Consider the following 25866-nt stretch of genomic DNA (forward strand, 5'->3'; position numbering starts at 1 on the left):
GCAAAGTTGGCGCCGCCCCTCATTGTCCTGCCCGTCCTCCGCAGCAGCTGCGCTGCAGCTGCGGAGGGTGGACCGGACATTTCTCCCCGTAAACGGGGCGAAAGGGGCTGGCCGCAACGCCGGCGCCTTCTTTGCGACGCCGGCGATTGGCGAAATCGGCGACAAGAGCGTCCTTCTACCCGTCACTATACGGGGAGAAGATGCCGGCAGGCAGATGAGGGGCAGCGCCCACCTTTGCCAATTCTTCGAGGCTCTGTCCCATAGAATATTGCCGTGATCGTCGCCTCGCGCTATCCCGGCGCCATGGTCACCTTCCGCAAAGCGCAAGCCTCCGATCTTCCCGCCATCGTTGCCATGCTGGCCGACGATCCGCTGGGCGCTGCCCGCGAGGATGCCTCGTTGCCGCTGGCGCAAGGCTATGTCGATGCCTTCAACGCCATCGACGCCGATCCGAACCAGTTGCTGGCGGTGGCCGTTGATGGCGGCGAGATGATCGGCACGTTGCAGATCACCTTCCTCGCCGGGCTGTCGCGCAAGGGCGCCTGGCGCGGGCAGATCGAGGCGGTTCGCGTTGCCGGCCATCGGCGCTCGGGCGGCATTGGCCGGCTGATGTTCGAATGGGCGATCTATCAATGCCGGGCGCGCGGCTGCAGTCTCGTCCAGCTCACCACCGACAAGGGGCGGGCGGACGCGCACCGCTTCTATGACAATCTCGGCTTCATCGGCAGCCATATTGGTTACAAGAAAGCACTGTAGCGTTCCGCCCCTGCAGCGACTGGCGTATAGCGGAAGGCTTTCAGGCACTATTCAAATTGCCTGACAAAGCGGATATAGGTCAGCCAGGTTGACCTATATGAAAATCGTCGCGGGAGGCGTGACTTGACCCTTATGAACCTCTTGGCTTCGCGTTCGTCGCGCATGAAAGCCTCCGAAATCCGCGAGCTCTTGAAGCTGCTCGACCAGCCGGACATCATCTCGTTCGCCGGTGGCATTCCCGATCCGGCACTGTTTCCGGCCGATGCGATCCGCGATGCCTATGCCGAGGTGCTGGGCGGCGCGGAGGCGGGGGCTGCGCTGCAGTACCAGGTCTCGGAAGGCTATCTGCCGCTGCGGCGCTGGCTCGCCGGGCAGATGGGCAAGCTCGGCGTTGCCTGCGACGAGGCCAACATCTTCATCACTTCCGGCTCGCAGCAGGCGCTGGATTATCTCGGCAAGCTGTTCCTGTCGCCCAATGACACCGCGCTGGTGACATGGCCGACCTACCTTGGCGCGCTGCAGGCGTTCAACGCCTATGAGCCGCGCTATGACCGGCTGCGGCCGGAAGGCGGCAACATGACGCCCGACGCCTACCGCGCGGCGGCCACTGCCAATGGCGGCAAGGTCAAGTTCGCCTATCTGGTGCCCGACTTCGCCAACCCGACCGGCAACACGCTGGACCGCAAGCAGCGCGAAGCAGTTCTCGACCTTGCCGGCGAACTCGACATCGCCGTCATCGAGGACGCCGCCTATCGGGCGCTGCGCTATGACGGCGATGGCGTGCCGCCGATCCTGGCGCTCGATTGCGCGCGCTCCGGCGGCATCGACAAGGCGCGCACGCTCTATTGCGGCTCGTTCTCGAAAATCCTGTCGCCGGGCATGCGCGTTGGCTGGGTGTGTGCGCCGCGCCACGTGGTGGAAAAACTGGTGCTGATGAAGCAGGCGTCCGACCTGCACAGCCCGTCAATCAACCAGCTGGTCATGCACCGCGTCGCCGAATCCGTGTTCGACGGCCAGGTCGACAAACTGATCGGCGCCTATCGCGAACGCCGCGACGGCCTGCTGGGCGCGCTCGAAGCCAACATGCCCGATGGTGTGACCTGGAGCCGTCCGGAAGGCGGCATGTTCGTCTGGGTGACGCTGCCGGAAGGCTCCGACGCCACCGAACTCCTGGCACGCTCGGTGAAGGAGGCGCGCGTCGCCTTCGTGCCCGGCAACGCTTTTTACGCCGACGGCACCGGGCGCAACACGCTGCGGCTGTCCTTTACACTGGCCGACCGCCGCGCTGTGACCGAGGGCATCCCACGGCTGGCGGCGCTGTTTAAGGGATAAGTCCCGCCGCCCCAGGGGTCAGGGGCCGTTGTGCGTGCCCTTGATGGCGTCGCCTTCGAGCTTGGTGAAGGGCACGAAGGACAGCGTGCCGCCATTGTAGATGTCGGCGCGCGTGACCTGGAACGTCCCGTCCGCTTCTTGGTGCTTGGTGACCTTCAGCACATGCTGGGCGCCGGGCGGGCCGACCGGTATGACCATCATGCCGTTCGGTTTCAGCTGCTGCAGCAGCGGCGGCGGGATGTGGTCGATGCCGCAGGTGACGATGACCTTGTCGAACGGCGCTTCTTCCTGCCAGCCATAATAGCCGTCGGCGTTGCGGGTGTGGATCGCCTTGTACTCGGAATAGCCCTCGGCAATCAGCGCGTCGTAGAGCGCGCGTGTCCTTGCCGCCAGCGGCTTGATGATCTCGATCGAGAACACCTTGTCGGTTAGGTTCGACAGATAGGCCGACTGGTAGCCCGAGCCGGTGCCGATCTCGAGCACCTTGTCGCCGGGCTTTATCTCCAGCGAATTCGTCATGCGCGCGACGCTGTGCGGGCCGGTGATCGTCACGCCATAACCGATATCGAGATAGTGCCATTCATAGGCGCGGCTCAGATTGGCCTTGGTGACGAACTCCTCGCGCGGCGTCATCAGATAGGCGCGCTTGTCGCGCTGGTCCCAGACATCCTTGTGGGCGAGTAGGGCCTGGAAGCGGTCCCAGCGCTGGCCGAGGAAGCCGGCATCCTCGCCCCGGTTCTTCTTCATCCAGTCGATGAAGCCGGCGCGGCTGTCCATCACCGGCATGGCGTTGGGATCATAGGCTGTCGGCACATTGGCCATGGCGGGTCTGGCCAGCAGCGTGCCGGCGATGCCGAGCAGGACTTGCCGGCGGTCGACGCGCAAGCGCTTGCTCCTGACCTCGATGCGCATCTGTCGATCCTTCATGGCAGCGTACCGCGCTGCTGACAGGCTCTGCCGAGCATCGTCCCGATCCGATGGTTTGACAATTGGGCGATCCATACAATTCGGTAAGATCACCGAAAGGCGGGGTTCAACGGCCATGATCAACCCTTGCTATGCTGGGCGCAAAACGCTGCGGTTGTCCTTCACGCCGGCCGACCGCCGCGCGGTGAGCGAGGGCATTCCACGGCTGGCGGCCCCTATTGAAGGGATAAGCTGGCTGCCGGACGTCGACAGCCTACGCCGCCAGGTTGATCAGGTGCTGGAGATTCGAAAGTCGGGTACGAGCCAGATTGCCCAGTGATTTCTGGAACCCTGCTGCGCCAGTTTCAACGACGAAGACCAAAGTCTTGAAGTCCAGCATGAACTCATCGATCGCTGCTGTGACCACCTCGGACCTGCCCTTGAACCGGCGCAGCAAATCGTCTGCTTCTGCGATACCGCTGATGCCGGCGCTATCGACCAGCGCTTCGAGCCTTTGAAAACTGTCCAATTCGATTCCCTCAGCCACGCCACGAAACCCGGTTGGCAGCGGAACGTTCCATCTGGAAGGGGGCCCGCAGAAAGAAAGTTGCCTCGACCGTTTGAATTCCGTGGATTTGAACGAGCCGCTGGCATTCTTTTGTTTCGGGTGGAACCTCCGCGGTCAATAAAGGTTGTCACCACGTCTGATCCCCCGTCAGACATCTGAAAGCTTTTTATCAGCTTTCCAAAAGCCCGCCGGATCCCCCCTCCCGGCGGGCTTTCGTTTGCAAGGTGAGACTCCGGCGGCCGGACTTGCGGTGGATGGTGCTTTGCGTTGCCAGATTGGTAGGCCCAATGCTAACCCGTGCAAAATGGCGTCGGGAATCGGCATCGAGGCAACGCGCGCCAAAAATTGCTCAATAGAACTCCCAAACTGACATCCATTACCCTGCCGTCGAGGAATAATTTTTATGCAAAACCCAACCAGAGCGATCTGTGCGGCCGCGCTTCTACTTGCGGTCGGGGCCACGGGTCTGCCTAACATATCATCTGTTTCTTATATTTCGTCTGCGCGAGCTCAGGAGGAATATCTTCCGACCGAGAAGGACTTTGTCGGCAAATGGAAACTCAGCGGCTCCGCCATCCGGCCGCCTCGCGACATGACCGATGCGCCGACGCCGGAACAGGAAGCGGCGGCCACTGAATTCCAGCAGACGGTGACCGCGTTCTACGGCGCGTTCGACTATCTCGAGATCACGGCGGACGGCCGCTACAATTTCCATCAGCCCGGTGACCCGGCGTCGGGCGCTTGCGTCTGGTGCGGAACCTGGTCCTTCAGCAAGAGTTCGCTGTGGCTCAAGCTGGATACGGCGCCCAGGCTCGATATCTACGCCAAGGACGGCGATATCCAGATGACCTACACCGCTGAACCCGACGAAAAATCGAAATACGCCTGGCTGGTTTTCGGCTGGACGAAGGCCGAGTAGGCGGGTGGCGCGCGGCGTGCGGCGCACCAGTGGCGTGTTGCACTGGGGATTGGATTGGTTGGTGGCCTATTTCGCGGTTCGCCTCGTGGAGCATCGTTCGGGCTTGGCCGAAGCCTCCTAAGGTCGTCATCCACGGGCGGAGCAGCCGCGCAGCGGCGTCGCGGAGACCCCTGGAGCTGCTCCGCAGCCCAAGGGATCCATGCCGCGACCTTGCTGACGGTTGCAGCGGAGCAGAATTCTGCACCGCGGCAACGCTCCGGAGTCCCGGCATGGATCCTCGGGTCTGCGCCGCGTCGCTGCGCTCCTTGCTCCGCCGGTGGATGACGAAATGGTGGATGTCTCCGCTCATCGCGGAGGTACGCTGGGAGCGAATTTCGAAATAGGCCCCAAGCGGCTTTTCATCAATCTCGTATTCTCGTATACGAGATTGATGCGAGCAGCCCGAGAACCCTATGAACCCGTTGCCTGAAACCGTGCCGTTTTTCAGCCAGTGGGAAACGCCTGACATGACGCTGGCCGTGCTGGCCGATGGCGCCGAGGCAGCACTCAGGCGCGATCCGTTGTGGCAGGGGTCGGGCGCGGAGAGCCTCGACGAATACGCAGTCTGGGCCGCCAACATCTGCGGCATGGCGTGCCTGAAAATGATCCTGGCGACGCGCGGCGAGATCGTGCCGACGATCGAGCTGGCGAGACGATGCACTGGATATGGCGGCTATGTCGTCAATGAAGGCTCGATCAAGGGCCTGATCTACGCGCCCTTCGTCACCTTCGTGCAGGCGGAATTCGGCGTGCAGGCGCAGGTGATGACCAATGTCACGACATCGGACATTCCGGCGATCATGCAGCGGTCGCGGTTCTTCATCGCTTCGGTCAGCAGCGCGATCCGCTGGCCCGAGCGCGAGCCGCCGTCAAAGGGTGGCCACCTGGTACTGGTCACGGCAGCATCGGATGACGGTTTTCGCTTTCACAACCCCTCCGGCCATACCAGCGCCACTCAAGAAAACGCAGTGTTGGCGCCAGCCGATTTCGACCGCTTCTTTGCCAATCGCGGCATTGCCGTCACCATTTGATTTCGAGGGATTTCATGAAGGACAAGATCAGGGTTGCCATCCTCTATGGCGGGCGTTCGGCCGAGCATGACGTGTCGCGCTTGTCGGCGGCCAATGTGCTGAAGGCGATCGACCGGACGCGCTACGAGGTGGTCCCGATCGCCATCAACAGGGACGGCAAATGGCTGCTGCAACATTCGTCCGAGGCCGGCGGCGGCGGGGCAGGGGCTCCAGTGTCGGAGGATGGCGTGGAGGTCGCCTTGCTGCCCGGCGGCAAGGGCCGGCTGGTGGCTGTCACCAAGGGTGGCGAACAGCCTGACCCTGTCGATGTCGTCTTTCCCGTGCTGCATGGGCCGTTCGGCGAGGATGGCTCGGTGCAGGGCTATGCCGAGGTCGCCGATGTCGCCTATGTCGGCTGCGGCATCCTGGCTTCCGCCGCCGCCATGGACAAGGATGCCGCCAAGCGGCTGATGCGCGAGGCCGGCCTGGCCGTTGCCCGCTCGGTCACCTTGCGGCGGGGCGAGCACGTGGCCTTCGAGGACATCGCGGCACGGCTCGGCCTGCCTGTCTTCGTCAAGCCGGCGCGCCAGGGCTCGTCCTTCGGGGTGAGCAAGGCGGCCGACAGCGCCGGCTTCGACGCTGCCGTTGAGGCGGCGTTCCGGCACGACAGCAAGCTGTTGGTGGAGGAATTCGTCGCCGGCCGCGAGATCGAGTGCTCGGTGCTGGAGCGGGCCGACGGCTCACTCACCGTGTCGCCGCCCGGCGAGATCATCCCGGCCGACAAACATGGCTTCTACACCTACGAGGCGAAGTATTTCGACGCCGACGGCGCGGTGGTGAAGGCGCCCGCCGATGTCCCGGCTGATGTCGTCGCCAGGACGAAGCAGATGGCCACGCAGGCTTTCCGGGCTCTCGGCTGCGAGGCCATGGCGCGCGTCGACTTCTTCCTGCGCGCGGACGGTTCGTTGCTGGTCAACGAGGTCAACACGCTGCCTGGCTTCACCGACATTTCCATGTACGCCAAGGCGCTGGCGGCAATCGGCATCGGCTACAGCCAAGTCATAGACGTGCTGATCGAGCACGCGCTGGCCAGGCATGGGCGCGCTGAGCCACGGTGTGCTATCCAGTGTCATGCCAAGGTTAGATCCCGATGAGCCGCATAACCTCGTTTCTGTCCATCACCTCGAATGACCTGTCCGCCGCCGAGATTTCCAGGCTGCTGGCGATGGAGCCGGACGATGCGGTTTCGAAAGGGAGCCTGCGCAACCCGCCTCGGGTAACGCCCCGCAGGCATGGCTGGTACCTGGAGTGCAGGTTCGAAGGCGAGGTCGACCTCGATTTCGCCGTGGCGAGCGTTCTCAAGCGGATAGAAGGCCTCGCTTCCACGATAAGCAGCCTCAGCCAACAAGGGGCCGTTGAGGTCTCGGTCAAGCTGGCTATTGCTGAATCGAATGAAGTGCTTCCGATGTTTTTCGAAAGCGGCACGATAAAGACCATCGGCGATCTGGGCGCCACTTTCGACATCGAGTATTTCGAGTAGGTGGCTCGCGCTTCGCTGCCATGGAGGGGATGTGCTTGCGTGTATGTCCTGCCACGCTCTGATACCGTTCGGGAGCAAGGCGATCAATGTGGGTGCTTGTTGGGCCGTTTGTTCCCGTACGGTGTCGAATTGCTGACCTCTTGATCCCGATCGGGAGCAATCCTGCTTGAATTTCGATCTTCGGCTTGCTATGTTCCCGCTCGGGATCAAAAATATGCCGAAGACCACCATGTCCATACCGACGACCGCGCCTCTGAGCGCGATAGAAATCGCGCGCCGCGCCGCGCGATCCGGAAACGCCGATATCGGCACGCCGGGTGGCTTTGCCGAACAAGGCGGCGTGCCGCTGGCGCCGGTTCCGGGCGGGCGAGATGTTGTCGTCCCTGTGACAGGGGTGGAGATCAGGGCCTTTTCGCCGGACGTTCGGGTAACGCTGCCTCGCATGCTCGAATCCGATGGTAAGGAGCCGGCAACGACGCAAGGCAGAGCCAAAGCCGCCGAGACCGAAACCACCACCATCGCATCCCCGGCGGATCTCGGCAGGCTGGTGCGCAAGGTGCGTGAGGGGCGGGGGCTTTCGCAGCAGGAATTCGCCGATCTCGCCGGCGTCGGCCGGCGTTTCCTGTCCGAGCTTGAGAACGGCAAGCCGACGCTGGAACTGGGCAAGGTGCTGAAGGTTGCCAATGCCGCCGGCATCTCCCTATTCGCCCGGGAACGCTGATGGACACACTGGCGCTCGATGTCCGGCTCGACGGGTTCGCCGAGCCGATAGGCGTTCTGGCGCGAGACGGCAATGGCGCGGTCGCCTATGCCTATCGGCCGGACTATGTCGCCAATCCCGACGCCGTCGCGCTGTCGCTGTCGCTGCCGTTGACCGACGAGCCCTATGGCGATGTTGCGGCCAGGCCGTTCTTCGACAACCTGCTGCAGGAGCGTGACGCGGCACTGGCCGATATCATGGCCCGCGAGGGGCTCGCCCGTGACGACATTGCCGGCCTGCTGTTCCATCTCGGCAAGGACTGCGCCGGCGCCCTGTCGGTGCTGCCGGCGGGTGCGCCCCCGGTCAAGGTACCCGGTGACTATAGCCGTGACTACATACCGGTCGGCGCGGAGCGGATGGAGCGGATCGTCGATGCGCTGCATCGGCGCCGTCGTCTGCCCGATGGCACTGCCGATCCGTCGCCGCTGGCCGGCGTTCAGAGCAAGATCGCGCTGACCATCCTGCCCGACGGCTCCTTTGGCGAGCCGCGGCCGGGTTCGGGCGCGCCGACCACGCACATATTGAAGGTCTCCGATCAGGGCCATGTCCACGATGCGCGCGACGAGGCCGAGGCACTCGCGCTGTCGCGGGCGCTTGGCTTCGAGACGACCGATGCCGTGGTCGTGCCTTTCGACGCGGTCGCAGCTCTACTGATCACTCGCTTCGACCGCGCTCGTACCCGCGACGGCCGGATCGTGCGCATCCATCAGGAGGATTTCGCGCAGGCACTCGGCTTGCCGGCGGCGTTGAAATACGAGCGGCGTGGAACGCCTGGCCGGCGCTTCGACGCGCCTGCCATCCGCCGTGTGCTGGAAGCGACGGCGGACCCGTCGGACGCCAAGGAGATCTTCGTCAGAGCCACCCTGTTCGACCTGATGATCGGCAACACCGATGGCCACGCCAAGAATTTCGCACTGCTTCACGAGGCAGGCGGGCGCATCCGCGTGGCGCCACGCTACGACCTCCTGCCGACGCGGCTCGATGCCAACCTGACCGATGAGCTTGCCTTCAGGATCGGGTCGGCGGACCGGCTGGAAGCAATTTCCGCCGACGACTTTTCAGCCTTCCTGCAGGCGCTCGGCATCGATAGTGCCGCCGCGCGCCAGCGTATGCGAGCGGGCTACACGGCCGAAATGGCAGGGGCGTTGGCGCGGCAATTGGCCGGCCTCGACAAGCGAAACATGAAGCGCTTCGCCGATCTCATCGCATCGAACATCGCAATGCTGACAGCGGCGTTCGATCTCGCCACGCCAGCGGCGGCCGGGCAGCGCGACGCGTTCCTCGACCGGGCCGGAGGCTGGCTCGTGAGTTGAGCCGCGCCTTGCGGCGCGTCCTCAGCGGGCCCTTGCATCAGGCCCCGCTTGGCCACCTCACGCCCGTCAACTCCTGCGACACATCCCACAGCCGCGCGGCGACGGCGGTGTCGCGCGCGTGCTTGCCGATCCTTGCTTCGCCGACCGCGCCCTTCAGTTCGAACGGGCCTTGCGGGCCGTAGTAGCCGCCCGGTTTTGCATCGGGGGCGGTCGCGGCGAACAGCGTCGGCAGCGCGCCTTCGGCGGCGGATTGGGACAGAACCGGCGCCAGCAGCACGCCAAGCCAGTCGAACGGCGACGACCGACCGTCACGGCCCAGGCGCGGACCGCTGGTCTGCAGGTCGGTGAGGGCGTAGCCCGGATGTGCGGCGTTGCTCAGCAAACCCCAGCCATTGGCATCGCTGCAGCGCTGCAGTTCGAAGGCGAACAGGATCATGGCGAGCTTGGATTGCGCGTAGGCCGCCCAAGGCCGGTAGCGCTTGTGCCATTGTAGATCGTCGAAATGGATCGCCGCCTGGATGCGGTGGGCGCCGCTGCTGAGATTGACGACGCGCGTCTTCTGCCCCTTGCGCAGTATCGGCAGCAAGCGTCCGGTCAAGGCGAAGTGGCCGAGATAATTGGTGCCGAACTGCAATTCGAAGCCGTCGACGGTTTCGTGACGCGTCGGCGGCGTCATCACGCCGGCATTGTTGACCAGCAGGTCGATCGCCTCCCATTCGCCGGCAAGCTGGCTGGCGAAGGCTTCGACCGAGGCGAGGTCGGCAAGGTCGAGGTGGGCATAGCGCACGGTGGCACCGGGAATGGCGGCCCGCACGCGACCCAGCGCGTCCTTGCCCTTGGCTTCGTTGCGTCCGGTCATCAGCACGTCCGCGCCGGCCTTCGCGAGCGCCAGCGCTGTCTCGTAACCGAGGCCGCCTGTGGCGCCGGTGATCACCACCTTGCGTCCCTGCTGGGGCGGGATGTCGTGCGTGGTCCAGGTGCTCATGACTGGCTCCCTCGCGACAGGAACGACAGGTCGACGCCTTCGATATCGATGGAGGTGCTGACCGGCGCCCATTCCTTCGCCGCCTGCTGGCGCGCCGCTTCCGCCTGGGCAAAGACATGCAAGGCATCGCTGCCAAGGATCAGGTGAGCGGGCAAGCTGTCACGCTTGGTGAGATCGACGACGACGTCAGCCACCTTTTTCGGATCACCGATGGCGTTGCCGGCATAGGCCTTGAGCATGCCGAGGATGGCGCCGACGGTTGGCTCATAGTCGGGCAGCAAGGCCGGGGCGTTGGCCATGGCGGTTGCTCCCCAGTCGGTGCGCATGCCGCCCGGCTCGACCGCGATTATCTTGACGCCGAACGGGGCAAGCTCCAGCGCCAGGACTTCAGTGAAGCCGCCAACCGCCCATTTGGCCGCCTGATAGGCGCTCAGCCCCGCCGTGCCGACGCGGCCGCCGACCGAGGAAATGTTGATGATGTGGCCCGAGCGCCGGGCGCGCATGGCCGGGATCGCGGCGCGGGTGAGATTGACGACGCCGTAGAGATTGGTGTCGATCTGCGCCCGGAAATCCGCCTCTTCGGTCTGCTCGAAGGGGCTGATATGGCCGAAGCCGGCATTGTTGACGAGCACGTCCAGGCGGCCGAACGTCTCCAGGGCAAAGTCCACCGCGGCCTGCGCGGCGGTGGCGTCGGTAACGTCGAGCGCAAAGCCGCGCAACTGCCCGGGGTAGCGGCTTTCGAGATCGGCGAGGCGACCGACATCGCGGGCCGTCGCCACGACGCTGTTGCCTGCGGCAAGGGCCGCCTCGGTAATATCGCGCCCGAGTCCGCGGGCGCTGCCGGTAATCAGCCAGACTTTCGACATTGTCTTGTTCCTTCAGGGGTTTGCCGTATAAAAGAGTGAGTAGGCACTCATTTTTGCGAGTGAATTGATGCTGTCTTTCGGTGACCTGCTTCGGTGCCGATTGAGACTGTGGCTCGCTACTTCGAGATGCCGTTCCAGAAAAACGCGAAGCCGGCCTCCTTGTACTGTTCGCGTTGCCGGGGATCGCGGGCGATGAATTCGAGCGTTGTCTCCGCCAGCGCCTCGAAAATGCCTCCGGCAAAAGCCATCGAGCAGCCCTTCGGGCCGCCGTCGGCAAGGCTTTCCTCGATCATGGTGTTGATGTCGCCGAACCCCGCGTTGCCCTGTTGCCTGCTCTGTTCCGTGATCCGCTCGGAGACGCTGAGCTGGCGCATGGCCTTGCGCTTCATCTGGTATTTCGCTCCCCAGTCGATGAAGTTATTCCAGACGTGACGGCAGCGCTCGCGCAAGCTGGCCTGCGACGGATAGGCTGTCAGCAGGGCCTTGCCGAGATCGGCCTTGATCTCGAGGTAGAGCTGGTTGAGCAGCTCATCCTTGCTGGCGAAGTAATTGAAGAGCGTGCCTTCGGAGAGGCCGGCATCCCTGGCGATCTTTGCCGTGGCCGCGCCGGTGCCGAGCGTCGCCACCAGGGTGGCGGCCGATGCCAGGATTGCGTCGCGCTTTTCTTCGCTGAGGGGGCGGGCCATGTTGGAGCCGGATTGAGTGAGTGGTCACTCATTTATTGAGGCACGCACAAAATGTCAAGGGCGGGGGAGCCATCCGGATTGTTGCCCGTTGGTATCAGCGCCTTGCCGTCGGCGAAGGTTGCACGCCGGCTCAATATATCAGACCATGGCTGTTGGCAGGGAGAGACATCAAATAGTGGCCAATCGTCGAAACGGCACGGCGTCGGCGCCTCAAGGGCTGGACGACATTCTTGCGGCCGCCGCGCCCCATCCGCGAACCTCGTTGCCCAATGTGGCGACCACCGTCACGACGGTGGCGGCGCTCTATTTCGGGCGCGAGGTTTTCCTGCCGATCGCCATCGCGCTGCTTTTGACCTTCGCGCTGGCGCCGCTTGTCTCGGCGCTCAAACGGGTCGGCATTCCCCGGATTGCCGCTGTCATTGCCTGCGTGCTCGGCGCTTTCGCGGCACTGGCCCTGTTCAGCTTCATCGTCGCCACGCAGGTCAGCGAACTGGCGCAGAACATCCCGGTCTACCAAACCAACATCCTGGCCAAGATCCGGTCGCTCAAGGAAACCGGCGTCGGGGGCGGGATCATCACCAGATTGAGCAGCGTGGTCGAGCGTGTCGGCCAGGAGATCAACCGGCAGGATGCGTCGCTACCGGCCGCCACCCCCGACAAGCCGCCGCGTGAGCCGGTGCCGGTCGAGATCGTCTCGCGCGAGAGGCCGCTCGAAGTCCTGCAGAACATCGTCGGCCCGCTGATCAGCCCGCTCGGATCGGCGGGGCTGATCATCGTCGTCGTCATCTTCATGCTGCTCGAGCGGGAGGATCTGCGCGACCGCTTCATCCGGCTTGTCGGTTACGGCGACCTTCACCGCACCACAGAGGCGCTTCGCGATGCGGGAAAAAGGGTCGGCCGCTATCTGCTGATGCAGTTGGTCGTCAACATCGTCTACGCCATACCGATTACGGTCGGGCTGTGGATCCTCGGCATTCCCAATGCCCTGCTTTGGGGGCTGCTGGCGCTGGCGCTGCGTTTCGTTCCCTATATCGGCCCGGTCATCGGCGCGCTGCTGCCGTTGTTCCTGGCGCTGGCCGTGGCGCCCGGCTGGTCGCTTGTCCTGTGGACGGCCGCCCTGTTCGTGGTGATGGAACTGGTCACCGGCAACGTCGTCGAACCCTGGCTTTACGGGTCGCGAACCGGACTGTCGCCGCTGGCGATCATCGTTGCGGCGATCTTCTGGACGTGGCTCTGGGGGCCGCTCGGGCTGGTGCTGTCGACGCCGCTCACCGTCTGCCTGGTGGTGCTGGGCAGGCACGTGCCGCAGTTTGAATTCCTCGACGTGCTGTTTGGCAACGAGCCGGTGCTCGAACCGCATGCGCGACTTTACCAACGTCTGTTGGCCGGTGATCCGGAGGAGGCCACCGACCATGCCGAGGAGATGCTCGAGGAAAAATATCTGGTCGAATTCTACGACAAGGTCGCCATTCCGGCCCTTCTGCTGGGCGAGCGGGACCGTGTGCGCGGCGTCATGGGCGACCTGCAAAGACGGCAAGTGGCGGCCAGTGCGCTCGCGCTGGTGGCCAATCTCGAAGACGATGCGAAAGAGGAAGCAGCCGAGGACGAAAGCCCGCACGTGGCCGGAGAAGCCGGCGACCATGCCGATGCCACCGACGAGGACGAGGCCGACCTGCCCGACGGCACCGGTATGTCGGTGCTTTGCGCCGGCGGGCGAGGGGAACTCGACGATGCAGCCGCGGCGATGCTGGCGCAGGTGCTGGAAGTCCAGGGGGCGACCGCGCCGAAGGCGGGCTTTGCCGACATGGAACCGGCAAGCATCCGCGGCCTCGCGCTCGAAACCATCGACACCGTGGTGGTCGGCTTCCTGAACCGCGATTCCGTCAAGCACGCCCGCTTCCTGGTTCGGCGGCTGAAGCGGGCGAAGGCAGCGCTTCGGGTAGGCATCGTGTTCTGGTCGGAGGCCGGCAACGACGACAAGGAGTCCGCCGCCAAGCTCGCCCATGACATCAACGCGGACTTCGTCGCGCACGGCATGGTCGACGCGGTGACGGGCGCGCTGTCGAACGAGCCGCCGGTGGCGCTCAAGCTGGTTGCCAAACGGCGCGCGAGACGGCAGCGGGCGGCGCCTAGGAAGGTGGCGGCGGCTGCAGCGGGTTAGGGGCAAAACCCACGTTCACCCTCGGCCGGCGGCTAACATGGACGAAGGGCGACATCAACAAAGTGCCCCGTACCGATGGTGACCTTGGCCTCAAATCCAAGCTTCGCTAGAGTTCGCAGCATGCTGAACGCCATTCACCACGTCGCGCTGATCTGCACCGACTACGACCGGTCGCGACGGTTCTACATAGAACTCCTCGGACTCGATTTGATCCGGGAGGTCTATCGGGAGGAGCGGCAGTCATGGAAGGCGGATTTGCGGATCGGGCCCGTCCAGCTGGAATTGTTCTCCTTCCCTGCACCGGCAATGCGGCCGTCCCATCCAGAGGCGACAGGCCTGAGACATCTGGCATTTGCCGTGGCGAATCTTGATCCCGTAATTATGCGCCTGGAAGCCGCCGGCGTTGCCGTTGAGCCAATCCGGATCGACCCATACACAGACCAACGGTTTACCTTTTTCAGCGACCCAGATGGATTGCCGCTGGAACTCTACGAAGCGCCGTAAGGAACGGTTCGCTTTCGCGACCACGGCATCCACATCTACCCTTGCAGGTTCGAGGCGACACCGTTGTCGCTTACCAAAATTCGGGCGCTGTGCCCATGTCAAAACCGATTGCGAAGATCAGCAGGTTTGCTTACAACCGATTGCATAACGCAATCAGATTCGCTCGGATACGGCGCGCAAGGAAAGGAAGTGGGCATGGCCAGGCTTGTGTTCGGAATGAACCAGTCGCTGGACGGTTACGTCGACCATACGGGATTCGCGCCAGGCCCTGCGCTGTTTCGCCACTTCATCGAGGAGGCGGAGCGACAGGCGGGCAGTGTGTACGGTCGCCAAATTTATGAGATCATGCGTTACTGGGACGATGATCGTCCCGAATGGAATGCGGATGAGCACGCCTTCGCGGCGGCGTGGCGCAAGCAGCCGAAATGGGTCGTCTCGCGCACGTTGAAATCGGTCGGCCCTAACGCGCGGCTTGTCGAGGGTGATCTGGAGAGCGCGATCCGCGCGCTCAAGGCCGAGCGCGACGGGGAGATCGAAGTTGCCGGCCCGGGCCTGGCGCGAAGCCTCACAGACCTTGGCCTGATCGACGAGTATCGGATCTATCTGCACCCCGTCGTGCTTGGTGGCGGCAAGCCATATTTCGCCGGACCCCGGCCGCCGCTCCGTCTCACTGCTCATGATCGGATGGGCGGGGACGTGATCAGGTTGACTTACGTTCCTGCTTGATCCCGTGACCCGTCGGACGGAGCCGGATTCCGGTTTTCGGGATCAAGCGCCGGTCGTCTACCGATCCACCATCGCCATGCCGCGCTCGCCATAGCGCGGGCCGGAGATTTTCCTGGCGCCAGTGCCTCGTCCAGCGCGGCCATTTCGGCGGCGTCGAGCTTCAGCGCAGCGGCGGCGACATTCTCCTCCAGATATTTTCTCCGCTTTGCGCCTCATGCACGAACCCGCTTCGCGGGAGGGTCGCCTCGACCTGAGATGGCGCGACAGGCATTTGACTTGAGCGGGTAGAGGCGTCGATCTGACCATGGAGTTCCCTTCAACGAGGAACTCGCCATGGCTACCCTGTCGACCGATGCACCAATCTCTCCGCTTCGCCAGCGCATGCAGCACGACATGCTCATGCGTGGCCTGGGCTCCCATACCCAGCAGGACTACGTTCGTCACGTCCGGCGCTTCGCTGTGTTCCTTGGCCGCTCGCCGGACACTGCGACGGCTGAGGACATCCGCCGATTCCAGCTGCATCAGCATGAGAGCGGCGTCGGCCCTGCGACGATCAATGGCGCGGTCTCGGCATTGCGGTTCCTGTTCCTCGTGACGCTGAAGCGGCGGGATCTGGCGCGCGCGCTGGTGATTATGAGGTATCAGCGCAAGCTGCCCGACGTGCTGAGCGTGGAGGAAGCGGCGCGGCTGCTCGAAGCGGCGCCAGGCATCAAGTACAAGGCCGCGCTCGGTGTCGCCTATGGCGCTGGTCTGCGCGTGTCCGAGGTCGCGCACCTCAAGGTCGACGACATCGATAGCACACGCATGCTGATCCGCGTTGAACAGGGCAAGGGACGCAGGGACCGCAACGCCATGCTCTCGCCGCAACTTCTGGAACTGCTGCGGCTGTGGTGGCGCGAAGGCAGGCGGCGCGGGGTGATGCTCCCGCATGGCTGGCTGCTCCCAGGGCGCAGCTGCACGGCGCCGATCTCGTCGCGGCAACTGCATCGCGCGGTCCAGGAAGCAGCCGAAGTCGCCGGCATCCGCAAGCGCGTCAGCCCGCACACGCTGCGCCACAGCTTCGCCACTCATCTGCTCGAACAGGATGTCGACATCCGCGTCATCCAGGTGCTGCTTGGCCACAGCAAGCTCGATACCACCGCGCTCTACACCAAGGTCTCGACGCGGACGATCCATGCGGTCGCAGGGCCGCTCGACCGGCTGATGGCGCTGATGGAACACAAGACGCCGCCCGGCTGAGCCGTGCGCACCTCTGTCGAGGTCGCCGACATCTTCCGTGCTGCCGGCCCCGCCTATCGGGCCGCCCATGCAGGTCACCTGAGCCTCATCCAGCTCAAGGTGATGTCGGCGATCGAGCATTGCCGCACCGCGGCGCTCGGCGGTCACGTCGAGGCCTGCGAGGACTGCGGCCAATGGCGGATCGCCTATAACAGCTGCCGCAACCGGCACTGTCCCAGGTGCCAGGGCGCGGCCGCGCGTACATGGCTCGCCGAGCGCGAAGCCGACCTGCTGCCAGTCGGCTACTTCCACGTCGTGTTCACGCTGCCCGCCGAGGTCGCCGTCATCGCGTTCCACAACAAGGCGCTGGTCTATGACCTGCTGTTCAAGGCGGCATCGGAGACGATGCTGGCGATCGCGGCGGATCCCAAGCACCTCGGCGCGCGCATCGGCATCACCGCCGTGCTCCACACATGGGGCTCGGCAATGACGCACCATCCTCATGTCCACATGATCGTGCCGGGCGGCGGCATCACGCCGGACGCGTCACGCTGGATATCGTCGCGGCCGGCCTTCCTTCTCCCAGTCAGAGTGCTGGGCAAGCTGTTCCGCCGTCTGTTCCTGACCCGACTGGTCGCGCTGCACGACGCCGGTCGGCTCGCCTTCTTCGGATCGGCGGCGCACCTCGCCGATCGTCGGGCCTTCCTACGCCACCTGGCTCCCGTCAAGAAGAAGCGCTGGGTGGTCTACGCCAAGCCGCCCTTCGCCGGTCCCGGGGCGGTGCTCGCCTATCTGTCGCGCTATACCCACCGGGTTGCGATCTCGAACCGCCGCCTGATCGCCTTCGAAGAGGCTGGGGTCACCTTCCGCTACAAGGATTATCGCCGCGACGGCACCGACCGGCAGCAGGTCATGACGCTCGCCACAGATGAGTTCATCCGCCGCTTCCTGCTCCACGTCCTGCCGCGCGGCTTCCATCGCATCCGACATTATGGCCTGCTCGCCGGCTCCGCCCACAAGGCCAGCCTCGCACGCGCCCGCGAACTGCTGGGCGTCGCTGCCCCGTCCGATGACCACACACCCGAACCAGAGGACTTCCGGCCGCCATGCTCCTGCTGTGGCGGACGCATGATCGTCATCGAGGTGTTCGAACGGTGGAGGAGGCAGCCGCGCGGACCTCCGAACGCATCGGCACCGATCCGGGAGACCGCTCCATGACCCGGCATGGTCTGATTCAGCCTCCAGCCACAGGCGCTCAACCTGCGGCGACGGACCCACGCGCGCCCATGGTGCTCAGCGAGGCCCGCAGGGCCCCGTCCGCCTGCGCGCAGAGGCTACAAGGCTGTGCGGAGGCTTCACTGAGCGGTCCGTCCGTGTCCACCGCGTCGCCTAACGGGGGCGGTCACGCCGTCGCCGACATCAGCCGCAAACTAAAATCCCCATAGCCATCAACTGTGGCCCGCGGGTTCCTGCATGAGAGGCTTTCGTACGCCTCTCGGCACCCGAAACCCTTCAGCATATCGGCTGTTGCAGTCCTCTCCGTCGTCACCTCAAATCTCGATCTTGTCACTATGCGCCTGGAGGCCGCCGGCGTTGCCGCCGAACCAATCAGGATGGACCCATACACGGATCAACGGTTTACCTTTTTCTGCGACCCGGATGGATGGCCATCGCCTTGGGCAATGAGAGCGGCATGTACGGACGCGCGATCTAACGGCGATCAGCTTCCTCGCTGCTGCTGGACCCGCATGTGCGAAGAGGGCCTCCTCGTCGAGGTCGGCTATGGTCTGTATAGCCCAGCTGCTCGCTGGGAAGTTTGGGCGATGCTACCGTCGACTCGCATCCTGCTGACAGAATCTGTCACTGCCCTGCTCTATATCTGTTTCATCCACTCAACAAAGGAGAAACACTATGAGCAATAACACCAGCCCCGCACTCCAGGTCGCTTTGGCCTATCACAACGCTTGGAAGAATCTCGACCATGCGACAGCCATGAAGGTTGTCGCTGACAACGTGGTCTCCGAAACGCCATTCGGTCCCGTTGAAGGGGGCGAGGCACTGCACAAAGGTGAATCTGAGTTCGCGCACATCCTCAAAGGAGCGACGATGATCTCCGCTTTCGGCGACGAGAACACGGCGCTCCTGATGTACTACACCCACACCATTCCCGTCCCCAGCGTCCTCTCCGCGAAGCACTTCAAGGTCGAGAACGGGAAAATCACCGAGATCAAGGCGCTCTTCGACAAGAGCCAGTTCCCGGCTCAGTAAGCTATGGCGTCGAAGGTCGCGGAAGCGTGGCGGTAAGGAGCCGCGACCTTCGGCGCGAGTACGACGCCACGGTGTTCCTCGAAATAGATGAAGACGATTCAGCCGCACTGAGGTGCGGCAAGGAGTATCCCCCACATGATTACCATCACTGCAGCAACGGGCCGCTACGGGCGGCTCGTTGTCGACGCTCTGTTGCGTCGTGGCGTTCCCGTCAATGAGATCGTGGCCGCTGTGCGCAGCCCGGAAAAAGTGACTGACCTCGCCGCCAAAGGCGTGCAGGTTCGCGAGGCGGACTATGATCGTCCCGAAACCCTGAAGGCAGCCTTCGCCGGCGCCGACAAGCTCCTGCTGATCCCGTCGGCCGACTTCGACGAGCGATATCCGCAGATGGCGCGCGCTGTCGAAGCCGCAATCGGGGCCGGCGTTGGCCTCGTCGCCTATGCGAGTTTCGTCAATACCGACACCAGCACGCTGCGGCTGGGCGAAGCGCACAAGCTGACCGAGGCCTTCATTCGCGACTCTGGGCTGCCTTACGTGATGCTGCGCAACGGGGCTTATATCGAGGTCTACGCCGGCGATCTGGGCGGTATGGACTATGCCCTGAGCACCGGCGTGCTTATCGGCTCGGCGGGCACGGGGAAGATCTCCGGTGCGAGCCGTGACGATCTGGCCGAAGCGGCTGCCGTCGTACTGACAAGCGAGCATCAAGCCGGAAAAGTGTACGAGCTGGGCGGGACGGCATGGACGAAAGCCGATCTGGCTGCGGCAGTTTCACAACTCACGGGCAAGCCGCTCGTGTACCAGGACTTGCCTGTTGAGGCTTACGTTCAGGCACTCACGGGAAGCGGCCTCCCGAAGTTTCTAGCGGAGATCATTGCTGACGCGGGCTTCGCTACGACGCGCGGCGACTGGTACACTGACAGTACTGACTTGCCGCGTCTTCTGGGACGGCCGAGCACGCCGCTGATCGATGTCGTCGCCGCCACGCTCAAAAGGAACGGCCGGCTATGAAACGGATTCAGTATCATCAATATGGCGGCCCGGAGACTATGAAGCTCGAGGATTTCGAGCTTCGCGCGCCGGGCAAGGGCGAGGTTGCCGTGAAGGTCAATTTCGCCGCCGTCAATCCAATCGACTGGAAAGTACGCAACGGTCACTTGAAGATGGTGACCGGGAAGAAATTTCCCCGCGCCTTTGGCAGCGATTTTTCGGGTACGGTGATTTCGGTTGGTCCGGACATTACCCGCTTCCAGGTGGGTGACGCCGTGTTCGGGTCCGCCCAAATCAAGGATGGTGGCGCGCTCGGCGAGGCCGTGATCGCGCCAGAGACCTTTCTCGCCAGGAAGCCGGCCTCCGTCTCCTTCGAGGAAGCTGCGTGCCTCGGGACCCCCGGAATAACGGCGTGGAATGGTCTGGTTGACAAGGCGCAGCTGCAGGCAGGCGCTCAGGTCTTCATCAACGGCTGCACCGGCGGGGTCGGCGAATCCGCCGTCCAGCTCGCGCGGATGCTTGGGGCCAAGGTCTCGGGAAGCTGCGGTGCGCAGCAGATGCGACGTGCCCAGGAGATGGGGCTGTCCCGCATTTACGACTACCGAACGACCGATCTCTCGAAGATCAACGAGCGGTTCGACGTTGTGTATGACACCGCCGGAACCATGACGGTCGCGACAGGGCTCGGCCTGCTCCGCAAGGGTGGGGTGTATCTGGACATCAATCCGACGCTGGGCAAGTTTATTCGCGCGATCTTCAACCGAAGGCTCAAGCCCATCGTCTGTACCGCAAGGGCGGACATACTGGACGGCCTTGCCCGCGCGGCAGCCGAGGGCGCGCTTCGGCTCCCGATCGCCGAGACCGTGCCGCTCAAGGATGCAATCGCGCTGGTCACCGCCTTGGAAAAGGGGCGCAAGCTGAACGGCAAAGCTATCGTGTCGATGCCTTGAGCAAGCCCCTGCCAAAATTTGGCATTGGCATGTAGAATAGTCTGATGTCCAAGAGCAATCGGCTTTTCGATCTGATGCAGATGTTGCGCCGGCACAATGGTCCTGTGCCGGGTAGCGAACTTGCGCGTGAGGCCGGCGTTTCCTTGAGAACCGTCTATCGCGATATCGCCACCCTGCAGGCGATGGGAGCAGATATCGAGGGAGAGCCAGGCTTCGGCTACGTGCTGAAGCCTGGCTTTCTGCTTCCGCCGCTCATGTTCTCTCAGGAAGAGCTTCACGCGCTGACGCTCGGTGCGCAGTGGGTCGGTCGCCAGACAGACGACGGCTTGGCCTTCGCCGCTCAGAACTTGATCGCAAAGATTGGTGCGGTGCTGCCAACAGAATTGCGGCACCTACTGACCGACAACGCTTTTCATATCGGCCGCAACAGGCCCAAGACACCGGCCGTAGATCTGGGGGTCGTCCGTCAGGCCATGCGCGAACAGTTTAAGCTTCAGATTGCCTATCGCGATCCAAAGGGCGATGAGACGTTGCGTGTCATCTGGCCGATCATGTTGGGCTTCATCGAGTCGAAGCGCTTCGTGGCCGGCTGGTGCGAGCTTCGGGAGGATTTTCGGACGTTCCGAGCGGATCGGATCGAGCGCGCTGAACTCCTTGAACAGCGCTATCCGGGTCGGCGACGTGATCTCGCCAAGCGGTGGCGAGCGCAAGTCGCCGAGGAAGCCGCAAGATCGCCAAGCGTAGCTAAGCCGGTGGGCTAACATGTGGCCTTTCGCAAGGAACGACGTTGGATCAAGGTGGAAAAAATCGCTCGCTGGCGCGCTGCATCGCAAAGCGTGTCGCGTCTGAACGGATTCAGGCAACCCGCTTTAGGTCTTTGTTTTATGCATGTCGTTCTCCCAAAACCGAGTTCACTTTTGGGCGACATGCATTAGCGTAGAAAGGCGTCAGCTTTCGGGGACTGGCAAGGAGCCAGTCGGCGACTGGCATTGGGTCGTTTGCTGGATGTCGGCTTCAGCCAACTGTGTTTCGAAAGCGCACAGCCCCTCCGGCCCGATCGAGACGTCGAGAGCTTTGCAGCAAAGCGCCGCTTCCGGCGCTCATTGCTCGTTGCGATGAATGGAACGAACTAGAGGGCTACCGATCCACCATCGCCATGCCGCGCTCGCCATAGCGCGGGCCGGAGATTTTTCCTGGCGCCAGCGCTTCATCTAGCGCTGCCATTTCGGCGGCATCGAGCTTGATCGCCGCCGCGGCGATGTTCTCCTCCAGATATTGTCGCCGCTTGGTGCCGGGGATCGGCACGATATCCATATCGAAGCCAATGCCCTTGCCGAGCAGCCAGGCCAGCGCGATCTGGCCAGGCTTGACGCCTCGGGCCGTCGCGATGTCGCGCACCTTGGCGGCCGCTTCGACATTGGCGTCGTAGTTTTCGCCCTGGTAGCGCGGGTCGTTGCGGCGGTAGTCGCTCTCGGGATACTCCTCGGCGCGCTTGACGTCGCCGGTGAGAAAGCCACGGCCGAGCGGCGAGAACGGCACCAGGCCGATGCCGAGCTTTTGGAGCAGCGGGATGATCTCGGGCTCCAGATTGCGCTCCCAGAGCGAATATTCGCTCTGCACCGCTGACACCGGAAAGACGGCATGCGCCCGGCTTATGTTGGCGGCGCCGGCCTCCGACAGGCCGAAGAAGCGCACCTTGCCCTCGGCGACAAGCCTGCCGACCGCGCCGGCGACATCCGCCATCGGCACATCAGGGTCGACGCGGTGCTGGTAGAGCAGGTCGATATGGTCGGTGGCGAGCCGGCCGAGCGAGGCTTCCACAACCTCGCGGATGTGTTGCGGCCGGCTGTCGACGCCGACCTGCTTGTCGTTTTCGATGCGGAAGCCGAATTTGGTGGCGATGGTCACCTGGTCGCGTCTGCCCTTCAGCGCCCGGCCGAGCAGTGCCTCGTTGGTGTGCGGGCCATAGACCTCGGCGGTGTCGAGGAAAGTGCAGCCAAGTTCGATGGCGCGATGCAACGTGGCGATGGATTCGGCCTCGTCGGCCGGGCCGTAGGACTGGCTCATGCCCATGCAGCCGAGGCCAATGGCCGAGACCTGCAGTCCCTGGCTGCCGAGTTTGTGTGTGGCGAGGGTCATGGCCGCGGTTCTCCGGTTGGGGTTTTGCAGCACCATATAGAGCGCGCGCTCAATTCCCAAAGCTGTTCGGCGCTGTCTCAACCGACTGTGATCCAAGGCGCGAGGCACCGCGCCGTCCAGGCCGGGAAGCCGTCCGTTCATTCACATGCTGGAAGCGGCGCCGCGACCGGAGGACGCCTCGTCAGAGCGACATTATTGGATCGAGGCCGGCTGCGAAAAAACGAGGGGGCTGATCGCTGGCTCGTCACCATCGACAACGTCGTTTCCAGACAGCACCAACCCATTGCCCAAGGCGTCGAATTCGATTGCCGCGCCAAGCAGTTGGGCAGCCTGCAGCACCAGGTGTTCAATGTCCTCGAGGGCGACATTCTCGGCCAGATTCCTGATCCTGACCTGCTCGGCCGTCACCGTGATGTTGACGATGCCTGCCGTCTTGAATGCCCTCTGGACCGCTGAATTGACATCATCGCGCAGGCGCGTGGAGTAATCGTACCGCATCGAAACCTCCCAAAGGGAACGGTTTTCTGTTCAGATTGAAGCATGCGCCCGGCGCGCCGGCCTGGCAAGCGAAACCTTAAAAAATATCCAAATAAAATCAGTTAGTTAGGATAGTTACAGGAATGTGTATCAGGTGTTCGATGCGCATCATGAGTTTGATGTGTGGAGCGCTCACTGGCCGGTCTTGACGCGTAATGAGGTTACCATAATTATAAGCCGAATGAGCTAGATACTAACTCACTGTATTTTTAGTCCTGAGCGAGGAGCGCGCACATGGCTGAACTGGAACGCCCGGAACGACTGCAGATCATGCTCACCACCGACGAATTGGCGGCGCTGGAAAACTGGCGCTTCGAAAAGCGCATGCCAAGCCGCTCGGCCGCGGTCAGGGAGCTGTTGCGGCGCGGCCTGGCCTCGGACGGGTTCCTGATGGCCGAGCAGGGCGTCAAATCGCAGGAGTTCGGTGTGCTGCCTGACGGTGGAGGCAAGACGAACGATCGGCCTTCGGAGTGAAGCCGGCTTCGGCTGCGACGCGCCGCCCGTGCGAATTGCGCGGGGGGAGATTGCCTTGATCCGCTTGCGCGCTACCTCATGCAAATGAGCGACATCGTGGCGGCGACAGCTGACATCGCAACAAGCAACCCAAAACAGAGCGCGACCGCCGACGCACGCCTCGCGGCCATCGTCGATTCCTCCTTCGATGCCATCATCAGCAAGGACCTCAACAGCATCATCACCAGCTGGAACCTGGCGGCCGAACGCATGTTCGGCTACAGCGCCGAGGAAGCGGTCGGCCAGTCGATCCTCATGCTCATCCCTGATCACCTCAAGAGCGAGGAGACCGAGATCATCGGAAGGGTTCGCGGGGGCCACAGCGTGGCGAGCTATGAGACGACACGAAAGCGCAAGGACGGCGCTTTCGTCGCCGTTTCGCTGACGGTCTCACCGATCAAGAACGCCGATGGCGAGATCGTCGGGGCCTCGAAATCGCCCGCGACATTTCCGCCGCCAAGGAGAGCGAGCGCCGGATCAGGCTCTTGATGCGGGAGGTCAACCATCGCGTCAAGAACCAGTTCGCGGTCATCCTGTCGATGGTCAGGGAGACGAGCAAGCGCTCGAGCGATCCGCAGGAATTCGAGGAACTGATCCGTGCCCGCATCATGGCGCTGTCGCGTTCGCACGATCTGCTTGTCACCTCGGAGTGGGCCGGCGCCAGCCTGTTCGACTTGATCCAGGAACATTTGAAGCCGTTCGGCCGCGAGGAGCAGATCCTGCTTTCCGGCCCGGTCCTGACGCTGCAGTCGAATGCGGTGCAGAATCTCGGCATGGCTTTCCACGAACTCGGCACCAACTCGTCCAAATATGGCGCGCTGGGCAGGGAAGGCGGCCGGGTCGAGATCACCTGGACAATCGGCTCGGCTGCTCAGGGGTTGGGTGCCCAGGGGTCGGGCGCCAAAAGTGCCGGTGCTTCGGGCGGGCGCGAGTTCCAGCTGCTCTGGACCGAGACATCCACGCCCCGTCCCGGCGAAAGGTGCGACGACGACGCGCGCAAAGGGTTCGGCACCGTCGTCCTGCAGCGTGTGGCGCCGCAGTCGCTGGGTGGCTCAGCCGAACTGGAGCGCTCGCCCGGACATCTCAACTGGCGCCTCAGCGCGCCGCTGGCATCGATCATCGTGCCGCAAGCCGGCGTCGAATCCGATGCCGGTGCCGCGCTGGGCTTCGGCATCTGAATGCCCCCGTGGGGCGGCAGGCTTTTCCGCCGCCCCCGGCTTGCCAGTCACCGATGATGAGGAAGATGCCTTTCGGCATCGACTTCTCCAAGGGTGAAGCTCTGGAAGCCCGGCATGAGCTGCCATATGGCTGCAAGGCCTATGATCAGATAGGCCAGGCGGGCCAGCATGGCGCCCCCAAGGACCGTGCCGATTACGTCATAGCCGATTACACCCATGGACAGCCAGTTGAGACCGCCAAGGATGATGAGGGCGAGCGTGACGAGGTTCATGATGCGCATAAACGCCTCCTGATGTTGCCTGACAAAAAGACGCCTGCAAAAAAACGCTTGTCGTTTCAGGAGGTTCCATCGATCACGAGATTGTGAATGACGGCTGCAATCCGTGAATGCGGCTCGGCCTATTCGACCAATATGTGCGCCTCGCGCGCGGCCTCGATGAAAGCCTCCCTGGCGATATCGGGAGACACGTCGCCGCTTGTCGCCTGGCGGCAGCCGCGCAGCGCTGATTGATGTTTGAGGCTGCCGGCGTCGCGCCAATGTGTCGTGAGCAATTCGATGGCCTGCTGTGTATTGGACAGGTTGCGGGTGGCACCGGCAACGCCGACCGAAACCACCACGGGCTTGGAGAACCACGCAGTTTGCATTGGAACCTCGACAAGGTTGCTACGCTAAAGCGCGTCGCGTTGCGCCGCGCTTTAGGTCTTTGTTTTTATGCATGTCGTTCTCCCAAAACCGGGGCCACTTTTGGGCGACATGCATAAAACGCTTGTGGCGGCGGCAGGTTTCATCCCAGCCAATCACTGTGTCGTGAGGCCGCCTGCTTCAGACGATGTTGGTCGTCACCTCGACGATGATCGCGGCACCGTCCAATGTGCCCGTCGGGGACATGCACGACGCGCGAGACCCGCATGTCCTGGGGACTTCCGTCGACCGACAGCGAACGCTTTCCCCAATGCGTGGCACTGTCTGGAAAATGGCGTCGGTGGCGTCCGGCCCGACA

General features: G+C 63.4%; 29 protein-coding genes. 20 read left to right on the top strand and 9 right to left on the bottom strand.

Features of this window, described 5'->3' with window-relative positions; all coding sequences use genetic code 11:
• Nucleotides 1-303: 303 nt before the first annotated feature.
• Both DBIPINDM_RS30660 and DBIPINDM_RS30665 read left to right on the top strand, forming a co-directional pair.
• Nucleotides 304-756 (top strand): GNAT family N-acetyltransferase, encoded by a 453-nt coding sequence (locus DBIPINDM_RS30660; RefSeq protein WP_258589384.1) that lies wholly within the window; start codon nt 304-306, stop codon nt 754-756.
• Between the two features lie 132 nt (nt 757-888).
• The gene (locus DBIPINDM_RS30665) at nt 889-2088 is read left to right on the top strand and encodes a PLP-dependent aminotransferase family protein (protein WP_258589385.1); all 1200 of its coding nucleotides are present in this window, start codon (nt 889-891) and stop codon (nt 2086-2088) included.
• Between the two features lie 18 nt (nt 2089-2106).
• Here DBIPINDM_RS30665 and DBIPINDM_RS30670 read toward each other — a convergent pair whose 3' ends face one another.
• Together DBIPINDM_RS30670 and DBIPINDM_RS30675 are read right to left on the bottom strand one after the other, a co-directional pair.
• The gene (locus DBIPINDM_RS30670) at nt 2107-3000 is read right to left on the bottom strand and encodes a protein-L-isoaspartate O-methyltransferase family protein (RefSeq protein WP_258582711.1); all 894 of its coding nucleotides are present in this window, start codon (nt 2998-3000) and stop codon (nt 2107-2109) included.
• A 268-nt stretch (nt 3001-3268) separates the two neighbouring features.
• Nucleotides 3269-3541, bottom strand: coding sequence for a hypothetical protein (locus DBIPINDM_RS30675; protein ID WP_258582712.1), 273 nt, complete (start codon nt 3539-3541; stop codon nt 3269-3271).
• A gap of 424 nt (nt 3542-3965) precedes the next feature.
• On the opposite strand from DBIPINDM_RS30675, the gene DBIPINDM_RS30680 reads away from it, so the two are divergent.
• From DBIPINDM_RS30680 to DBIPINDM_RS30705, 6 genes are all read left to right on the top strand, one after another.
• Nucleotides 3966-4481, top strand: a complete 516-nt coding sequence (locus DBIPINDM_RS30680) for a hypothetical protein (RefSeq protein WP_258582713.1) — start codon at nt 3966-3968, stop codon at nt 4479-4481.
• 452 nt (nt 4482-4933) lie between these two features.
• A complete protein-coding gene (locus tag DBIPINDM_RS30685; protein ID WP_258582714.1) occupies nt 4934-5551 on the top strand; it encodes a C39 family peptidase in 618 nt (205 codons plus the stop codon).
• Nucleotides 5552-5565: 14 nt separating this feature from the next.
• The gene (locus DBIPINDM_RS30690; RefSeq protein WP_258582715.1) at nt 5566-6684 is read left to right on the top strand and encodes a D-alanine--D-alanine ligase family protein; all 1119 of its coding nucleotides are present in this window, start codon (nt 5566-5568) and stop codon (nt 6682-6684) included.
• Nucleotides 6681-7070: a DUF4279 domain-containing protein gene (locus DBIPINDM_RS30695; protein ID WP_258582716.1), complete on the top strand. Its 390-nt coding sequence runs from the start codon at nt 6681-6683 to the stop codon at nt 7068-7070. Before DBIPINDM_RS30690 ends, DBIPINDM_RS30695 begins: the two co-directional genes overlap by 4 nt.
• 229 nt (nt 7071-7299) lie before the next feature.
• Nucleotides 7300-7791 carry a helix-turn-helix transcriptional regulator gene (locus tag DBIPINDM_RS43700; RefSeq protein ID WP_258582717.1) on the top strand — a complete coding sequence of 164 codons (492 nt, stop codon included), beginning with the start codon at nt 7300-7302 and terminating at the stop codon, nt 7789-7791.
• Nucleotides 7791-9143: a HipA domain-containing protein gene (locus DBIPINDM_RS30705; protein WP_258582718.1), complete on the top strand. Its 1353-nt coding sequence runs from the start codon at nt 7791-7793 to the stop codon at nt 9141-9143. The genes DBIPINDM_RS43700 and DBIPINDM_RS30705 overlap by 1 nt, the downstream gene beginning before the upstream one ends.
• A gap of 37 nt (nt 9144-9180) precedes the next feature.
• On the opposite strand, the gene DBIPINDM_RS30710 is transcribed toward DBIPINDM_RS30705, so the two are convergent.
• The 3 genes from DBIPINDM_RS30710 to DBIPINDM_RS30720 all read right to left on the bottom strand — a co-directional run bounded on the left by DBIPINDM_RS30710 (nt 9181) and on the right by DBIPINDM_RS30720 (nt 11680).
• Nucleotides 9181-10128, bottom strand: coding sequence for an SDR family oxidoreductase (locus tag DBIPINDM_RS30710; RefSeq protein WP_258582719.1), 948 nt, complete (start codon nt 10126-10128; stop codon nt 9181-9183).
• The gene (locus DBIPINDM_RS30715; protein ID WP_258582720.1) at nt 10125-10994 is read right to left on the bottom strand and encodes an oxidoreductase; all 870 of its coding nucleotides are present in this window, start codon (nt 10992-10994) and stop codon (nt 10125-10127) included. Before DBIPINDM_RS30715 ends, DBIPINDM_RS30710 begins: the two co-directional genes overlap by 4 nt.
• Before the next feature lie 116 nt (nt 10995-11110).
• Nucleotides 11111-11680 carry a TetR/AcrR family transcriptional regulator gene (locus tag DBIPINDM_RS30720; protein ID WP_258582721.1) on the bottom strand — a complete coding sequence of 190 codons (570 nt, stop codon included), beginning with the start codon at nt 11678-11680 and terminating at the stop codon, nt 11111-11113.
• A 172-nt stretch (nt 11681-11852) separates the two neighbouring features.
• Between DBIPINDM_RS30720 and DBIPINDM_RS30725 the strand changes: the two genes are divergently transcribed.
• From DBIPINDM_RS30725 to DBIPINDM_RS30770, 9 genes are all read left to right on the top strand, one after another.
• Entirely contained in the window at nt 11853-13841 is a 1989-nt protein-coding gene (locus tag DBIPINDM_RS30725; protein ID WP_258589386.1) for an AI-2E family transporter, read from the top strand.
• 120 nt (nt 13842-13961) lie between these two features.
• Nucleotides 13962-14345: a VOC family protein gene (locus DBIPINDM_RS30730; protein WP_258582722.1), complete on the top strand. Its 384-nt coding sequence runs from the start codon at nt 13962-13964 to the stop codon at nt 14343-14345.
• Nucleotides 14346-14540: 195 nt separating this feature from the next.
• Nucleotides 14541-15071 (top strand): dihydrofolate reductase family protein, encoded by a 531-nt coding sequence (locus DBIPINDM_RS30735; RefSeq protein ID WP_258582723.1) that lies wholly within the window; start codon nt 14541-14543, stop codon nt 15069-15071.
• A gap of 333 nt (nt 15072-15404) precedes the next feature.
• Nucleotides 15405-16310, top strand: a complete 906-nt coding sequence (locus DBIPINDM_RS30745) for a tyrosine-type recombinase/integrase (RefSeq protein WP_258582725.1) — start codon at nt 15405-15407, stop codon at nt 16308-16310.
• 3 nt (nt 16311-16313) lie between these two features.
• Nucleotides 16314-17507, top strand: a complete 1194-nt coding sequence (locus tag DBIPINDM_RS30750) for an IS91 family transposase (protein WP_258582558.1) — start codon at nt 16314-16316, stop codon at nt 17505-17507.
• Nucleotides 17508-18200: 693 nt separating this feature from the next.
• Nucleotides 18201-18557, top strand: a complete 357-nt coding sequence (locus DBIPINDM_RS30755) for a nuclear transport factor 2 family protein (protein WP_258582726.1) — start codon at nt 18201-18203, stop codon at nt 18555-18557.
• A gap of 135 nt (nt 18558-18692) precedes the next feature.
• A complete protein-coding gene (locus DBIPINDM_RS30760) occupies nt 18693-19568 on the top strand; it encodes an SDR family oxidoreductase (RefSeq protein ID WP_258582727.1) in 876 nt (291 codons plus the stop codon).
• Complete coding sequence (locus DBIPINDM_RS30765) at nt 19565-20497, top strand: NAD(P)-dependent alcohol dehydrogenase (protein WP_258582728.1); 933 nt, start codon at nt 19565-19567, stop codon at nt 20495-20497. The genes DBIPINDM_RS30760 and DBIPINDM_RS30765 overlap by 4 nt, the downstream gene beginning before the upstream one ends.
• A gap of 44 nt (nt 20498-20541) precedes the next feature.
• The gene (locus DBIPINDM_RS30770; RefSeq protein WP_258582729.1) at nt 20542-21258 is read left to right on the top strand and encodes a helix-turn-helix transcriptional regulator; all 717 of its coding nucleotides are present in this window, start codon (nt 20542-20544) and stop codon (nt 21256-21258) included.
• 376 nt (nt 21259-21634) lie between these two features.
• Here DBIPINDM_RS30770 and DBIPINDM_RS30775 read toward each other — a convergent pair whose 3' ends face one another.
• Nucleotides 21635-22636: an aldo/keto reductase gene (locus DBIPINDM_RS30775; RefSeq protein WP_258582730.1), complete on the bottom strand. Its 1002-nt coding sequence runs from the start codon at nt 22634-22636 to the stop codon at nt 21635-21637.
• Nucleotides 22637-22828: 192 nt separating this feature from the next.
• Complete coding sequence (locus tag DBIPINDM_RS30780) at nt 22829-23134, bottom strand: hypothetical protein (protein WP_258582731.1); 306 nt, start codon at nt 23132-23134, stop codon at nt 22829-22831.
• A gap of 273 nt (nt 23135-23407) precedes the next feature.
• On the opposite strand from DBIPINDM_RS30780, the gene DBIPINDM_RS30785 reads away from it, so the two are divergent.
• From DBIPINDM_RS30785 to DBIPINDM_RS30795, 3 genes are all read left to right on the top strand, one after another.
• Nucleotides 23408-23647: a hypothetical protein gene (locus tag DBIPINDM_RS30785; RefSeq protein WP_258582732.1), complete on the top strand. Its 240-nt coding sequence runs from the start codon at nt 23408-23410 to the stop codon at nt 23645-23647.
• A 96-nt stretch (nt 23648-23743) separates the two neighbouring features.
• On the top strand, nt 23744-24175 hold the full coding sequence (locus DBIPINDM_RS30790; RefSeq protein ID WP_258582733.1) for a PAS domain-containing protein: 432 nt from the start codon (nt 23744-23746) through the stop codon (nt 24173-24175).
• Nucleotides 24175-24864 carry a sensor histidine kinase gene (locus DBIPINDM_RS30795; RefSeq protein WP_258582734.1) on the top strand — a complete coding sequence of 230 codons (690 nt, stop codon included), beginning with the start codon at nt 24175-24177 and terminating at the stop codon, nt 24862-24864. Before DBIPINDM_RS30790 ends, DBIPINDM_RS30795 begins: the two co-directional genes overlap by 1 nt.
• Before the next feature lie 47 nt (nt 24865-24911).
• Here the strand turns inward: DBIPINDM_RS30795 and DBIPINDM_RS30800 are convergent, their stop codons facing one another.
• Both DBIPINDM_RS30800 and DBIPINDM_RS30805 read right to left on the bottom strand, forming a co-directional pair.
• Nucleotides 24912-25145 (bottom strand): DUF378 domain-containing protein, encoded by a 234-nt coding sequence (locus tag DBIPINDM_RS30800; protein WP_258582735.1) that lies wholly within the window; start codon nt 25143-25145, stop codon nt 24912-24914.
• A 119-nt stretch (nt 25146-25264) separates the two neighbouring features.
• Nucleotides 25265-25510 (bottom strand): DUF982 domain-containing protein, encoded by a 246-nt coding sequence (locus DBIPINDM_RS30805; protein WP_258582736.1) that lies wholly within the window; start codon nt 25508-25510, stop codon nt 25265-25267.
• Between the last annotated feature and the right edge of the window lie 356 nt (nt 25511-25866).

Source organism: Mesorhizobium sp. AR02, assembly GCF_024746835.1.
Taxonomy (GTDB): domain Bacteria; phylum Pseudomonadota; class Alphaproteobacteria; order Rhizobiales; family Rhizobiaceae; genus Mesorhizobium.

Bases quoted from the DNA above. Each gene is read 5' to 3' on its own strand.
- DBIPINDM_RS30660 (WP_258589384.1), top strand. From the start codon at position 304: ATGGTCACCTTCCGCAAAGCGCAAGCCTCCGATCTTCCCGCCATCGTT.
- DBIPINDM_RS30665 (WP_258589385.1), top strand. From the start codon at position 889: ATGAACCTCTTGGCTTCGCGTTCGTCGCGCATGAAAGCCTCCGAAATC.
- DBIPINDM_RS30670 (WP_258582711.1), bottom strand. From the start codon at position 3,000: ATGCGCATCGAGGTCAGGAGCAAGCGCTTGCGCGTCGACCGCCGGCAA.
- DBIPINDM_RS30680 (WP_258582713.1), top strand. From the start codon at position 3,966: ATGCAAAACCCAACCAGAGCGATCTGTGCGGCCGCGCTTCTACTTGCG.
- DBIPINDM_RS30685 (WP_258582714.1), top strand. From the start codon at position 4,934: ATGAACCCGTTGCCTGAAACCGTGCCGTTTTTCAGCCAGTGGGAAACG.
- DBIPINDM_RS30690 (WP_258582715.1), top strand. From the start codon at position 5,566: ATGAAGGACAAGATCAGGGTTGCCATCCTCTATGGCGGGCGTTCGGCC.
- DBIPINDM_RS30695 (WP_258582716.1), top strand. From the start codon at position 6,681: ATGAGCCGCATAACCTCGTTTCTGTCCATCACCTCGAATGACCTGTCC.
- DBIPINDM_RS43700 (WP_258582717.1), top strand. From the start codon at position 7,300: ATGTCCATACCGACGACCGCGCCTCTGAGCGCGATAGAAATCGCGCGC.
- DBIPINDM_RS30705 (WP_258582718.1), top strand. From the start codon at position 7,791: ATGGACACACTGGCGCTCGATGTCCGGCTCGACGGGTTCGCCGAGCCG.
- DBIPINDM_RS30710 (WP_258582719.1), bottom strand. From the start codon at position 10,128: ATGAGCACCTGGACCACGCACGACATCCCGCCCCAGCAGGGACGCAAG.
- DBIPINDM_RS30715 (WP_258582720.1), bottom strand. From the start codon at position 10,994: ATGTCGAAAGTCTGGCTGATTACCGGCAGCGCCCGCGGACTCGGGCGC.
- DBIPINDM_RS30720 (WP_258582721.1), bottom strand. From the start codon at position 11,680: ATGGCCCGCCCCCTCAGCGAAGAAAAGCGCGACGCAATCCTGGCATCG.
- DBIPINDM_RS30730 (WP_258582722.1), top strand. From the start codon at position 13,962: ATGCTGAACGCCATTCACCACGTCGCGCTGATCTGCACCGACTACGAC.
- DBIPINDM_RS30735 (WP_258582723.1), top strand. From the start codon at position 14,541: ATGGCCAGGCTTGTGTTCGGAATGAACCAGTCGCTGGACGGTTACGTC.
- DBIPINDM_RS30745 (WP_258582725.1), top strand. From the start codon at position 15,405: ATGGCTACCCTGTCGACCGATGCACCAATCTCTCCGCTTCGCCAGCGC.
- DBIPINDM_RS30755 (WP_258582726.1), top strand. From the start codon at position 18,201: ATGAGCAATAACACCAGCCCCGCACTCCAGGTCGCTTTGGCCTATCAC.
- DBIPINDM_RS30760 (WP_258582727.1), top strand. From the start codon at position 18,693: ATGATTACCATCACTGCAGCAACGGGCCGCTACGGGCGGCTCGTTGTC.
- DBIPINDM_RS30765 (WP_258582728.1), top strand. From the start codon at position 19,565: ATGAAACGGATTCAGTATCATCAATATGGCGGCCCGGAGACTATGAAG.
- DBIPINDM_RS30770 (WP_258582729.1), top strand. From the start codon at position 20,542: ATGTCCAAGAGCAATCGGCTTTTCGATCTGATGCAGATGTTGCGCCGG.
- DBIPINDM_RS30775 (WP_258582730.1), bottom strand. From the start codon at position 22,636: ATGACCCTCGCCACACACAAACTCGGCAGCCAGGGACTGCAGGTCTCG.
- DBIPINDM_RS30780 (WP_258582731.1), bottom strand. From the start codon at position 23,134: ATGCGGTACGATTACTCCACGCGCCTGCGCGATGATGTCAATTCAGCG.
- DBIPINDM_RS30785 (WP_258582732.1), top strand. From the start codon at position 23,408: ATGGCTGAACTGGAACGCCCGGAACGACTGCAGATCATGCTCACCACC.
- DBIPINDM_RS30795 (WP_258582734.1), top strand. From the start codon at position 24,175: ATGCGGGAGGTCAACCATCGCGTCAAGAACCAGTTCGCGGTCATCCTG.
- DBIPINDM_RS30800 (WP_258582735.1), bottom strand. From the start codon at position 25,145: ATGCGCATCATGAACCTCGTCACGCTCGCCCTCATCATCCTTGGCGGT.
- DBIPINDM_RS30805 (WP_258582736.1), bottom strand. From the start codon at position 25,510: ATGCAAACTGCGTGGTTCTCCAAGCCCGTGGTGGTTTCGGTCGGCGTT.